This window comes from Neisseria sicca, assembly GCF_003044565.1.
GTDB classification, from domain to species: Bacteria; Pseudomonadota; Gammaproteobacteria; order Burkholderiales; family Neisseriaceae; genus Neisseria; species Neisseria sicca_A.
In genome coordinates, this window is sequence record NZ_POXG01000001.1 from 215103 (window position 1) to 227617 (window position 12515).

Here is a 12515-nt window from a genome sequence, read left to right on the forward strand (position 1 = left end):
CCTTATTGCCGGTAAGTCTGTAAGAAGCGCTCGAGTTTGCCCATGGCTTCTTCGATTTGGTGGGTGTACGGCAGGGTAACGATGCGGAAGTGGTCGGGTCGTATCCAGTTGAACCCGGTTCCTTGGACGAACAAGACTTTTTCGCGCACGAGTAAGTCGTAGATAAATTTCATGTCGTCATGAATGCCGTACATTTCGGTATCGATTTTGGGGAACATATACATCGCGCCCATCGGTTTGACGCAGGAAAGTCCGGGAATTTGGTTAATCATTTCCCACGCTTTATTGCGTTGCTCCAACAGGCGGCCGCCGGGCAGGATAAATTCGTTGATGCTTTGATAGCCGCCCAAAGCGGTTTGGATGGCGTGTTGCATGGGCGTGTTGGCACACAGGCGCATGGAGGCGAGCATATCGAGACCTTCGATATAGCCTTTGGCATGTTCTTTCGGGCCGTTGAGCACCATCCAGCCTTGGCGGAATCCGGCAACGCGGTAGGCTTTGGAGAGGCCGTTGAAGGTGATGGTCAGCAGGTCGGGCGCGAGCGCGGCGATGTGGTGGTGGACCGCGCCGTCGTAGAGGATTTTGTCGTAGATTTCGTCGGCGAAGATGATCAAACCGTGTTTGCGCGCCAATTCGGCGATTTCGAGCAGGATTTCTTTGCTGTACACCGCGCCTGTCGGGTTGTTGGGGTTGATGACGACTATGGCTTTGGTTTTGGGCGTGATTTTGGCTTCCATATCGGCAAGGTTGGGAAACCAGTCGTTTTCTTCGTCACACAGATAATGGCGCACCGTACCGCCCGCTAAAGTGGCAGCAGCCGTCCACAGCGGATAATCGGGCGCGGGAATCAGGATTTCGTCGCCGTCGTTCAAAAGCGCCTGCATGGACATGGTAATCAGCTCGGACACACCGTTGCCGATATAAACGTCGTTGACCGAAATATCGCGCAGGCCTTTGGTTTGATAGTAATGAACGATGGCCTTGCGGGCGGAATACAGCCCTTTGGAATCGCAATAGCCCTGCGCGGTCGGCAGGTTGCGGATCACGTCCACCAAGATTTCATCGGGCGCTTCAAAGCCGAACGGCGCAGGGTTGCCGATATTGAGCTTGAGGATTTTATGACCTTCTTCTTCGAGTTGCAGGGCTTTTTTGTGTACCGGACCGCGAATGTCGTAGCAAACATGGTCCAGCTTGGACGATTTGGGAAATTTCTCCATGATGTGTGTTCCGTAAAATTGTTAACAATGGGGGTAAATGTACTCCGTTTACAGGCGGAAAGAAAGGGGCAAATGCGGGATTTTTGCCCGCCGCTTCAATAATCAAGCACCGAAAACAATTAAGGTCGTCTGAAAACCCTTTTTCGGGATTTTCAGACGACCTTTCCGTGTTACAAGATACTTAAACGGGCAAGCCGGTTATGCGCCGTAAACGGGGTATTTGTCGCAAAGCGCAGTGATTTGCTTGCGGACGTTTGCCAGATTCGCTTCGTCTTCAGGGTTTGCCAAAACGTCGGCAACGAGGTTGGCGAGGACACGGGCGTCGGCTTCGTTAAATCCGCGTGTGGTCATGGCGGCGGAGCCGATGCGGATGCCGGAGGTAACGAACGGTTTTTCCGGGTCGTTGGGAATAGCGTTTTTGTTGACGGTGATGTTTGCTTTGCCCAACGCGGCTTCGGCGGCTTTGCCGGTGATTTTCATCGGTTGCAGGTCAACGAGGAAAACGTGGCTTTCTGTGCGGCCGGAAACGATGCGCAAACCGCGTTTGACCAATTCTTCCGCCATGGCTGCGGCGTTGATTTTCACCTGTTTCGCGTATTGTTTGAATTCGGGTTGTAGAGCTTCTTTGAACGCAACGGCTTTGGCGGCGATGACGTGCATCAGCGGGCCGCCTTGCAGGCTTGGGAAGATGGCGGAGTTCAACGCTTTTTCATGCGTGTTGTCGCGGCACAAAATCACGCCGCCGCGCGGACCGCGCAGGGTTTTGTGGGTAGTGGTGGTGACGAAGTCGCAGAACGGGACGGGATTGGGATATTCGCCGCCGGCAATCAGACCTGCGTAGTGCGCCATATCGACAAAGAGGTAGGCACCGACTTTGTCGGCGATTTCGCGGAATTTCGCCCAGTCGATTTGCAGGGCGTAGGCAGATGCGCCGGCAACGATCATTTTGGGTTTGTGTTCGAGCGCGAGGCGTTCGACTTCGGCGTAATCGAGGACTTCGTTTTCATCCAAGCCGTAGGTAATGGCGTTGTAGAGTTTGCCGGAAATATTGACGCTGGCGCCGTGGGTCAGGTGGCCGCCGTGGGCAAGGCTCATGCCGAGGATGGTGTCGCCGGGTTTGAGTACGGAGGCGTACACGGCTTGGTTGGCTTGGGAGCCGGAATGGGGTTGGACGTTGGCGTATTCCGCACCGAAGAGTTCTTTGACGCGGTCGATTGCCAGTTGTTCGACGACGTCAACGTGTTCGCAGCCGCCGTAATAGCGTTTGCCGGGGTAGCCTTCGGCGTATTTGTTGGTCAATTGCGAACCTTGTGCCTCCATCACGGCGCAACTGACGTAGTTTTCGGAAGCAATCAGTTCGACGTGGTCTTGCTGGCGTTGGTCTTCTTGGGCAATGGCGGCTGCCAGCTCCGGATCATATTGGGCTAGGTTGACGCTTTTTGAAAACATCTTCTCGACTCCTTTGTCGGTTGGGAAACGGGGATTCATAAGCATTGAACAATGTACCAAATCGGGTCGGATTGTCAACGATTTTATCTTTCAGACAACCCCTTTGCGGCTGGAGGGGTCGTCTGAAAAGTTTATTTGAACAGATTGTCCTGTTTTAAATGAAAGTCGATTTTTTCGAGCAGGGCTTCGAGGTCGGTCTCGGCTTGGGCGGCGGCAAGGTTTTTGCCCAACTCTTCCAAAGCCAGCGCGTCCAGCCTGCGGCGTTCGAGTTTGCGCGCTTCTTCGTTGAAGATTTTGATGTTGTCGGGCAGGACGAGTGGCGGCACGCTGCCGTCGGTTGTATAAAACGCTTCGTCCGAAAACACAAACCCCTCCGGCAATGCAGGCGCATTGTCGTAGTCGGCATCGTTGACCGGCATCCACTCGGAATGCTGTTCCAACAGGACGAATTGCCCGTTCATGCCGTAAATATGGGCAAAACGGGACAGCTTGGGGCGTTTGGTGTTCATGCAAAGATTGTATGCCGATGATGCGGGAGCGTCTAGGGGCGGAATTTTGTGTCAGCACAGTAGGAAGGTCGTCTGAAAGTAGTATAATTACAGATTCGATAAAATTTTGAAGAAAAATATAAAAAGGGAAAAACCCAATGTCAGCAAACACAAACAAACAATGGCTAAGCGTCATCGCCCTGGCAGTCGGCGCATTCATTTTCAACACCACCGAATATATTCCGATTGCCTTATTGAGCGACATCGGCGCGACCTTCAATATGCCGCCGACCGAAGTCGGCATCATGATTACCGTGTATGCGTGGATTGTCGCGCTGCTGTCGCTGCCGCTGATGCTGGCAACGAAAAACATCGAACGCCGAAAGCTGCTGCTCATCCTCTTTGCGTTCTTCACCCTCAGCCACATCGTTTCCTATTTCGCCCGAAGTTTCGAAATCCTGCTCGTCAGCCGCATCGGCATCGCCCTGACACACGCCGTGTTTTGGTCGATTACCGCCTCGCTGGCAGTGCGCGTTGCGCCGCAGGGCAAAGGCAATCAGGCTTTGGGGCTGCTCAGTACGGGTACGGTCATGGCGATGGTGGCGGGCATTCCGCTTGGGCGCGTTATCGGGCAACACTCAAGCTGGCAGTTCAGCTTTTTGCTTATCGGACTGTGCGCGGCGGCGGTCATGGGCATATTGGCGAAAAACCTGCCGCCGCTGCCCAGCGTAAACACAGGTTCGCTCAAAAGCCTGCCCGGATTGCTCAAGCGCAAAAACCTCATGCTGCTCTACGCGCTGACCGTCCTCCTGATTACCGCCCACTTTACGGCATACAGCTATATCGAACCCTTCGTCCTGCAAGCCGGCGGCTTCGCGCCCGAACAAGTGACCATCGTCTTGAGCCTGTACGGACTGGCGGGATTTGCCGCGTCGTATTTGTTCGGCAAATGGTTTGCCAAACACCAGCGCGCATTCCTGCTGACTTCGGTATCCGTCATTCTGGTTTCGACGCTCTGCCTGCTGCCCCTTGCCGCTTACCCGATAGCCGTTTACGCGCTGGTGTTTGTCTGGGGTATCGCCATCGTCGTCTTGAGCCTCGGCATGGTATCCAAAGTATTGGACTTTGCCTCGGATGCGACGGATGTAGCCAACTCGATTTACTCCGGCCTCTACAACGTCGGCATCGGCGGCGGCGCGCTTTTGGGACATTACGTTACCGTGTGGGCAGGCATTTCCAACATCGGCTTTGCCGCCGCAATCTTAGCAGCGGCAGGATTGGTCGTGTGTCGGATGTTGGTCGGCATGCAAAAATAAGAATGTTGTAAAAAAGGTCGTCTGAAATCGATAGCAGCGTTTCAGACGACCTTTACTTTTGTTGCAGCCCGTCAGTTCGTTGTTTAATTGGGTTAAATTGGCATACATTCGCCGAAATTTTGTTACACTCTAAGTTCTTTACACTTCACACTCACACATCACACAAGGAGGCTTTATGGCATTAATGGACAGTTTGTTGAACGTGGCAGCGCAAGCTTTGGGCGGCAAAGACGAAAACGGACAAAACTCGTTGACCGAAATGGCGATGAATTTGGTACAACAACAAGGCGGTGTGGGCAATCTGATTAATCAATTGCAACAAGGCGGGCTGGGCGACGTATTGAACAGCTGGGTTTCCAACCAACAAAGCAATCTGCCTGTATCCGGCAACGATTTGCAAAATGCTTTGGGCAGCGATGCCATCAGCCAAGTGGCGCAAAAGTTCGGTCTCGACAGCCAGCAAGCCGGCGATATGTTGGCGCAGATTCTGCCCAATCTGGTGGATAAAGCCACGCCGAACGGTTCTGCGCAGGATGCGGACGGATTCGGTTTGGACGATATTGCTTCGGCGATATTGAAAAACTTCACCAAATAAGCAGTAGGAAAGATATAGTGGATTAACTTTAAACCAGTACGGCGTTGCCTCGCCTTGCCGTACTATCTGTACTGTCTACGGCTTCGTCGCCTTGTCCTGATTTAAATCTAATCCACTATACAAAAGGTCGTCTGAAAAACGTTTTCAGACGACCTTTTCTTATGGTTCAAATAATTTTTATTTCTTCGCCGCCCTTCTCGCGCGGATGACTTCGACCACGCCCGGCAGGATGGAAATCACGATAATCGCGACCATCACCAAAGCCAAATTGTTTTTTACCACCGGAATATTGGCGAAGAAATAGCCGGCATAGGAAAACGACAGAACCCACAATACCGCGCCGATAATGTTGTAGCGGATGAAAGTGCCGTAGTGCATGCTGCCCATGCCCGCGACAAACGGGGCAAACGTGCGCACAATCGGGACGAAGCGGGCGATGATGATGGTTTTGCCGCCGTGTTTTTCGTAGAACGCGTGGGTTTTCTCCAGATACGACTGGCGGAAGATTTTGGAATCGGGGTTGGCAAAGAGTTTGCGCCCGAAAAACTTGCCGATCATGAAGTTGGCGGCATCGCCCAAAATCGCGGCGGCCAAAAGCAGCGCGACCATGACATGAATATTCATACTGCCGACCGCGGCAATCCCGCCCGCGGCAAACAGCAGCGAATCGCCCGGTAGAAACGGCGTAACCACCAAGCCGGTTTCGCAGAAAATAATCAAAAACAACACCGCGTAAATCCATACGCCGTATTGCGTGGAAATCTCGACTAAATTCTGGTCGATGTGGAGGATAAAATCAATAAGGGTCGAAATCACGAGATTTTCCTGAAATAAAAAAGACAGAGGTCGTCTGAAAACAGACGCGTTGCCAAATGTCTGCCATTGTATATGAAACCCATGCCGCGCGCCCCTTTTTCAGACGACCCTGTGCCTTGATGCGCCCTGACAAAACAACGTACAATAAACCCGATTCCAACCCATCCGGTATGCCTTTGTGAACCAGCTTATTTTCGACTTCGCCGAACGCGGCTATCCCGGTTTCGACAAATTCCTCGGAACGGAAAATGCCGAACTGGTCTATGTGTTACAGCATAAACACGACCCGTTTATCTATGTCTGGGGCGAAGAAGGCGCGGGCAAAAGCCACCTGCTGCGCGCGTGGGTCGCCCAAGCGCTCGACGCAGGGAAAAAAGCCGTCTATATCGACGCCGCCGCCACGCCGCTGACCGAAGCCGCCTTTGAAGCCGAATATCTCGCCATCGACCAAATCGAAAAACTGGGCAACGAAGAACAATCCCTCTTGTTTGCCGTATTCAACCGCTTCCGCAACAGCGGCAAAGGCTTTCTGCTGTTAAGTTCCGAACACACGCCCCAACAGCTCGTCATCCGCGAAGACTTGCGCACCCGCATGGCGTACTGCCTCGTTTACGAAGTCAAACCCCTGACCGACCAAGAAAAAATCGACGCGCTCGTCAGCATGGCGGCAGCGCGCCAAGTCACCATAGATCCCGAAATCTTCGAATACCTGCTCAACCACTGGCAGCGCGACATGGACAGCCTGATGCAGATGCTCGACACGCTGGACAACTACGCCGTTACCATGGGCAAACGCATCACCCTGCCGCTTCTGCGCCAGCTTTTGAAACAACAGGAAACCCAATGAAAAACCTCGCCATCTTCGACCTCGACAACACCCTCATCAACACCGATTCCGACCACTCATGGCCGCAATATCTCATCAAAAAAGGGCTGGTTGACGCTGCCGAAACCGAAGCGCAAAACGAAAAATTCTACCGCGACTACCAAAACGGCTGCCTCGACATCGACGCCTTCCTTAAATTCCACCTCGCCCCGCTCGCCCGTTACAGCAAAGAAGAGCTGGCGGAATTTCACCGCGAATTTATGGCGGAATTCATCACGCCCCACATCTCGCCCATGCAGCGTATGCTGGTGCAGAGCCACCAAATGGCGGGCGACGAAACCCTCGTGATTTCCTCGACCAACGAGTTCATCATCACCCCCATCTGCCACCTTTTCGGCATCACCAACATCATCGGCACCCAACTCGAAACCGGCGCCGACGGCCGCTACACCGGCAACTACATCGGCACGCCCAGCCTCAAAGAAGGCAAAATCACCCGCCTGAACCAATGGCTTGCCGAACGCGGCGAAACGCTCGAAAGCTATGGCAAAACCTATTTTTACAGCGACTCCAAAAATGACCTGCCGCTGCTGCGCCTCGTCAACGAACCCGTCGCCGTCAACCCCGATGCCGAACTGGAGCAAGAAGCCAAAGCAAAAGGTTGGCCGATATTGAACTTCAAATAAGCAACACCGCATCCGCCGCCAAACGGGCGCAATATCGTAGCGTGGGCTTCGCCCACGAAAACAAAGGTCGTCTGAAAATAAGCGCACCCCCGTAGCGTGGGCTTCGCCCGCGAAAACAAAGGTCGTCTGAAAATAGCACAACACCGTAGCGTGGGCTTAGCCCACGGAAAACAAAAGGTCGTCTGAAAATAAATAAAAACACCCCCCTAAACACTCCACAAATCTACAAATAAGGAAAACAATATGTCCATCCGCGCCATCATCCCCGCCCTGCTGCTTGCCTTCACCCTACCCGCAACCGCGCAAACCGTCAACCCGGCAGAATACGCCCCCGCATCCCAAAATCCCGCACAACCCATCAAACCCGTCAAACTATCCATCTTGGTTTCCCCCGAAGGCAAAGCCGTAGAAGTCAGCATCCTCGAATCCAGCGGTTATGAAGGACTCGACGAAACAGCCGTCGCAACCGCCAAAAAAGACAAATACAAAGCCGCCGGATACTGGGTGAAATATAAAGGAACCATCGAGTTTAAAAACCAATAGGTCGTCTGAAATGTCCGCGTTCAAACCCGTCATCGTTACCACCACCGTCCCGACCCGCGAAGAAGCCGAAAAAATCGGCAACCTGCTTTTAGAAAAGCAACTTGCCGCCTGCGTGCAATACGAAGCCATCACCAGCCAATACCTTTGGAACGGCGAAATCTGCTGCGACGACGAAATCCGCATCACCATCAAAACCTCGCGCCACTGCTACCGCGAAATCCAAAAAAACATCATCGCCAACCACAGCTACGACTGCCCGCAAATCCTGATGCAAAACGTATCGCGCGGATACGCCCCCTATTTGCGCTGGCTGAAGCAGAGTTTAGGTTGATAAAACAGCCCCGCGCCGTCTGAAAAACGCTCAAGCATCATTATGAATTTACAGGGAAGTCCACTATAATGACGGCTTTTGATTTTCAGACGACCTTATAGTGGATTAACTTTAAACCAGTACGGCGTTGCCTCGCCTTGCCGTACTATCTGTACTGCCTGCGGCTTCGTCGCCTTGTCCTGATTTAAATTTAATCCACTATACGTCTGCATCCGCAATCCCAAACCAAAAGGAAACCCATGTTCCGCACCATGCTCGGCGGCAAGATACACCGCGCCACCGTTACCGAAGCCGACCTCAACTACGTCGGCAGCATCACCGTAGACCAAGACCTGCTCGACGCCGCAGGCATCCTCGTCAACGAAAAAGTCGCCATCGTCAATAACAACAACGGCGAACGCTTCGAAACCTACACCATCCCCGGCGAACGCGGCAGCGGCGTCGTCTGCCTCAACGGTGCCGCCGCACGGCTCGTCCAAAAAGGCGACATCGTCATCATCATGTCCTACGTCATGCTGTCCGAACCCGAAATCGCCGCGCACGAACCCAAAGTCGTCCTTGTGGACGAACACAACAAAATCCGCGACATCCTCTCCTACGAGCCGCCGCACACCGTCCTATAAAACAAAAAGGTCGTCTGAAACCGAAAAATCCGCTTTCAGACGACCTTTCAGCCATTTTCAGACGACCTTCAAGAAAGCCCCACCATCATGAACATCCGCATCAACAACCTCACCGTCGGCAACGACCTCCCCTTTACCCTGTTCGGCGGCATCAACGTCCTGGAAGACCTCGATTCCACCCTCAAAGCCTGCGAACAATACGTCAAAGTGACCGACAAACTCGGCATCCCCTACGTCTTCAAAGCCTCCTTCGACAAAGCCAACCGCTCCTCCATTCATTCGTTTCGCGGCGTCGGCTTGGACGAAGGCATGAAAATTTTCCAAGCCGTCAAACGCGAATTTGACGTACCCGTCATCACCGACGTCCACGAACCCTACCAATGTGCCCCCGTCGCCGAAGTCTGCGACGTCATCCAACTGCCCGCCTTCCTCGCCCGCCAAACCGACCTCGTCGTCGCCATGGCAAAAACCGGCAACGTCATCAACATCAAAAAACCCCAGTTCCTCAGCCCCTCGCAGATGAAAAACATCGTCGAAAAATTCCAAGAAGCAGGCAACGGACAAATCATCCTGTGCGAACGCGGTGCCAACTTCGGCTACGACAACCTCGTCGTCGATATGCTCGGCTTCGGCGTCATGAAACAAACCTGCGGCGGCCTGCCCGTCATCTTCGACGTCACCCACTCCCTGCAAACCCGCGAATCCGGTGCCGCTGCATCCGGCGGACGACGCGCGCAAGTGCTGGATTTGGCGCTCGCCGGCATGGCAACCCGCCTCGCAGGCCTCTTCCTCGAATCGCACCCCAACCCCGACCAAGCCAAATGCGACGGCCCCAGCGCCCTGCCGCTCGCCCAGCTGGAAGACTTCCTGACCCGCGTCAAAGCCGTGGACGAAACCGTCAAATCCTTCGCGCCTATGGACATCCGTTAACGCGGCATGGCAAACGAAAGGTCGTCTGAAAATTGAATCGTCGGTTTACCTTGTGTAAACTGACGGTCAGGCAATTTGGTATTTCAATCGATTTTTCGATATAAAATAGTCAATATGCAAACCATCAACATTGTGGGCAAACGCGAAAACCCCAAAAAACGGATTCGCCGCCTGCGCCCGATTCTTCAACTGCTCATTACATATAAGGAAAACAATATGAAAACATGGAAAACCCTACTTGGCGCCGCCGCGTTCACCTTGACCCTGACTTCTGCCGCCGTGGCGGAGACGGCTTATGTACCGGGTCTGCACGTTACCGAACCCAACCAGCTCGTTACCGCCAAAAAAGTCAAACGCAAAGACTTGTTCGGCATGTGGGGCAACACCAGTAAAAACGCTGACGGCTCCCTGCTCAACGCCAGTCTGATGCGCCCCGACGGTACCGGTCGCGACCTGATCCATTTCCAAGCAAATTCCGGCGATACGACCACCATTACCCAAGACTTCAAATGGAAATTCAGCCGCTGGAGACAAGAATTCCGCCAAACCGTCACCAACTACACTGTCAGCCGCAACGATAGCGCGCCCGAACAAAAACCTGACGAAATCGGCAAAACCGTCAGCTTCAAAGTCCCGCTCGTGTTGATGCTGGAAGGCAAACCCAACGTATTGGAAATGACCAATAAAGAAGGCACAGACAGCGTCCGTTATTACAAATACAACGAAGAAGCCATGCCAGAACTGCTGAAAAAACTGGAAGCGCAATAATCAATATTCCAATGCTGAAAGGTCGTCTGAAAACCTGATTTCAAGGTTTTCAGACGACCTTTTTTGTTCCAAACTGAAAAGACAATACCCACTTTGATTTTTTATAGTGGATTAACTTTCAACCAGTACGGCGTTGCCTCGTCTTAGCTCAAAGAGAACGATTCTCTAAGGTGCTGAAGCACCAAGTGAATCGGTTCCGTACTATCTGTACTGTCTGCGGCTTCGTCGCCTTGTCCTGATTTAAATTTAATCCACTATATTCGCAATAATGGATTTTCAGAGATAGTAAATATGTTAATGCTATATTTAACAGCTTGAATTTTATCTGCAATTTTGATACGCTCAGAATGTAATCTTGTTGTTCTCCCCTTAAAATATCCAACCCTAGAGAGGTATTCAAAATGCGTGCTTCCTTATGCACCCTTGCCGTTTTGTCCGCACTGACCATGCTTGCCGCCTGCCAAAAAGAGCCTGAACCGGCACCGGTCGCACCCGCTCAACCTCAGGCACAAACCCAACCGCAACAAGAAGCATCCAAACCCAATCCCACACCGCCTGCTGCCGAAGCGCCTGCTGCATCCAGCCCTGCTTTGGTTCAAGAACCGGCAGCCTCGCAACAAGATCCTGCTGCACAGGCAATTCAGTCCAAGCCTTTGGGTGAAGGTACACTGGCTTTGACCAAAGCCAAAGTGGTCGGTCAGATTCTCAATGTGGAATTTATCTTCACACCGCCTAAACAAGCGGATGGCAGCTACAAAGCTCAATCAGAGTATATTAAAGTTAAAGATTTTGCCTATATAGATGAAAGCACCACTAAACGCATCAGCCTGCTGAAAGACGAAAGCGGCAAATATATGATTGACCCTGCCACCGATGCAAACGATATGACTATGATTTCCGCTCGTTCACCCAAAACCATCGCGATCAAATTTCCTGCACCTCCCGAAACTACGCCGACCATCACCATCGATTTCCCCGGCGCAGGCTCGTTTGATTCAGTTCAGGTAAGCCGCTGATTTTCCACCCTATCAGTGTGCAGGCTGCATTGAGCGGTCTGCACACTGTCTAAAACGCGAGGCTATTTATGAAAACATTGCGTTCTCTGACTTGTATCGCGGTTATTTCTGCACTATGCGCCTGCGGGCAAAAGCCTGATGAACCTGCCGCACCGCAACAACAGGCTTCTCTGGCGCAAGCTTCCGCTACGGAAACGCCGCAGCCCCAACCCGAACCCGTCGCTCCATCTGCCCCTACTCCTGCGCCAACCTCTGCTCCTGAGCCAGCACCCACCACAGCACAAAATAGCGCCGCCGCCGCCCAAGGCAGCAGCCTGACTGGACAAAGCAGCAGTTTGAGCGGTACGGAAACAGGCTTCAATATCCAGATCAATTTGTCGTCCGATGTCTTGTTTGATTTCGACAAAGCCGAACTCAAACCCGAAGCCGACAGCGAGTTGCAAAAAGCCGCCGACATCATCCGCCAGAAAGGCAAAGGGCTGATTCTGATCAGCGGCTATACCGACAGCAAAGGCAGCGACGCCTACAACAAACGCCTGTCTTTGGCGCGTGCGCAGGCAGTCAAAAACTGGTTTGAAGCACAAGGGTTGCATCAAAACTATCAAACCGAAGGTCTCGGCGCCACCAATCCCGTTGCGCCGAATACCAACGATGACGGCAGCGACAACCCCGAAGGTCGTGCTAAAAACCGCCGTGTAGAGATTATCGTCAATAAAACGAAGAAGTTGGGTGAATAATCTTACCCTTAAAACAAAGGTCGTCTGAAAACCAATTTGGCGTTTTCAGACGACCTTTTGTTTTCTATCTTTCATCTATAATGGGTTTCTAATGATTTATCACTATAAATAATCATCAATAGCATTTACATTTCAAAATAAAAAGAGTAAGGTTGCTCTGCTTTTCGGGTTTTC

General features: G+C 52.5%; 15 protein-coding genes and 1 pseudogene. 11 read left to right on the forward strand and 5 right to left on the reverse strand.

Going from position 1 to position 12515, the window contains the following annotated elements; all coding sequences use genetic code 11:
• Positions 1 to 2 precede the first annotated feature (2 nt).
• The 3 genes from DBZ16_RS01005 to DBZ16_RS01020 form a co-directional block, all read right to left on the reverse strand.
• Complete coding sequence (locus DBZ16_RS01005) at positions 3 to 1217, reverse strand: pyridoxal phosphate-dependent aminotransferase (protein ID WP_107812616.1); 1215 nt, start codon at positions 1215 to 1217, stop codon at positions 3 to 5.
• 198 nt (positions 1218 to 1415) lie between these two features.
• Positions 1416 to 2666, reverse strand: a complete 1251-nt coding sequence (gene glyA, locus DBZ16_RS01015; RefSeq protein ID WP_016688274.1) for a serine hydroxymethyltransferase — start codon at positions 2664 to 2666, stop codon at positions 1416 to 1418.
• A 131-nt stretch (positions 2667 to 2797) separates the two neighbouring features.
• Positions 2798 to 3175: a hypothetical protein gene (locus DBZ16_RS01020; RefSeq protein WP_070514258.1), complete on the reverse strand. Its 378-nt coding sequence runs from the start codon at positions 3173 to 3175 to the stop codon at positions 2798 to 2800.
• A gap of 137 nt (positions 3176 to 3312) precedes the next feature.
• On the opposite strand from DBZ16_RS01020, the gene DBZ16_RS01025 reads away from it, so the two are divergent.
• The gene (locus tag DBZ16_RS01025; RefSeq protein ID WP_107812618.1) at positions 3313 to 4470 is read left to right on the forward strand and encodes a sugar transporter; all 1158 of its coding nucleotides are present in this window, start codon (positions 3313 to 3315) and stop codon (positions 4468 to 4470) included.
• Between the two features lie 175 nt (positions 4471 to 4645).
• Positions 4646 to 5065, forward strand: a complete 420-nt coding sequence (locus tag DBZ16_RS01030) for a YidB family protein (RefSeq protein WP_070514260.1) — start codon at positions 4646 to 4648, stop codon at positions 5063 to 5065.
• Here DBZ16_RS01030 and DBZ16_RS16670 read toward each other — a convergent pair.
• A pseudogene (locus DBZ16_RS16670) lies at positions 5033 to 5206 on the reverse strand (IS5/IS1182 family transposase); the annotation flags it as partial. The gene DBZ16_RS01030 and the pseudogene DBZ16_RS16670 sit on opposite strands and share 33 nt — an antisense overlap.
• Positions 5207 to 5242: 36 nt before the next feature.
• Entirely contained in the window at positions 5243 to 5881 is a 639-nt protein-coding gene (locus DBZ16_RS01035) for a DedA family protein (protein WP_107812619.1), read from the reverse strand.
• 178 nt (positions 5882 to 6059) lie between these two features.
• Between DBZ16_RS01035 and hda the strand changes: the two genes are divergently transcribed.
• The 9 genes from hda (at position 6060) to DBZ16_RS01095 (ending at position 12341) form a co-directional block, all read left to right on the forward strand.
• Complete coding sequence (gene hda / locus DBZ16_RS01045) at positions 6060 to 6728, forward strand: DnaA regulatory inactivator Hda (protein WP_107812620.1); 669 nt, start codon at positions 6060 to 6062, stop codon at positions 6726 to 6728.
• Positions 6725 to 7393 (forward strand): HAD family hydrolase, encoded by a 669-nt coding sequence (locus tag DBZ16_RS01050; protein ID WP_003756384.1) that lies wholly within the window; start codon positions 6725 to 6727, stop codon positions 7391 to 7393. Before hda ends, DBZ16_RS01050 begins: the two co-directional genes overlap by 4 nt.
• A gap of 243 nt (positions 7394 to 7636) precedes the next feature.
• Entirely contained in the window at positions 7637 to 7936 is a 300-nt protein-coding gene (locus tag DBZ16_RS01055; RefSeq protein WP_070440177.1) for a TonB family protein, read from the forward strand.
• 10 nt (positions 7937 to 7946) lie between these two features.
• Positions 7947 to 8267 carry a divalent-cation tolerance protein CutA gene (cutA, locus tag DBZ16_RS01060; protein ID WP_070440179.1) on the forward strand — a complete coding sequence of 107 codons (321 nt, stop codon included), beginning with the start codon at positions 7947 to 7949 and terminating at the stop codon, positions 8265 to 8267.
• A 239-nt stretch (positions 8268 to 8506) separates the two neighbouring features.
• Complete coding sequence (gene panD / locus DBZ16_RS01070; protein ID WP_003778979.1) at positions 8507 to 8890, forward strand: aspartate 1-decarboxylase; 384 nt, start codon at positions 8507 to 8509, stop codon at positions 8888 to 8890.
• A gap of 87 nt (positions 8891 to 8977) precedes the next feature.
• Entirely contained in the window at positions 8978 to 9820 is an 843-nt protein-coding gene (gene kdsA / locus DBZ16_RS01075) for a 3-deoxy-8-phosphooctulonate synthase (protein ID WP_003767526.1), read from the forward strand.
• Positions 9821 to 9934: 114 nt separating this feature from the next.
• On the forward strand, positions 9935 to 10588 hold the full coding sequence (locus tag DBZ16_RS01080; protein WP_240600124.1) for a hypothetical protein: 654 nt from the start codon (positions 9935 to 9937) through the stop codon (positions 10586 to 10588).
• Between the two features lie 401 nt (positions 10589 to 10989).
• Positions 10990 to 11604, forward strand: a complete 615-nt coding sequence (locus DBZ16_RS01090) for a phosphoribosylglycinamide synthetase (RefSeq protein ID WP_107812621.1) — start codon at positions 10990 to 10992, stop codon at positions 11602 to 11604.
• 68 nt (positions 11605 to 11672) lie between these two features.
• Positions 11673 to 12341, forward strand: coding sequence for an OmpA family protein (locus DBZ16_RS01095; RefSeq protein WP_240600126.1), 669 nt, complete (start codon positions 11673 to 11675; stop codon positions 12339 to 12341).
• Positions 12342 to 12515: the final 174 nt, after the last annotated feature.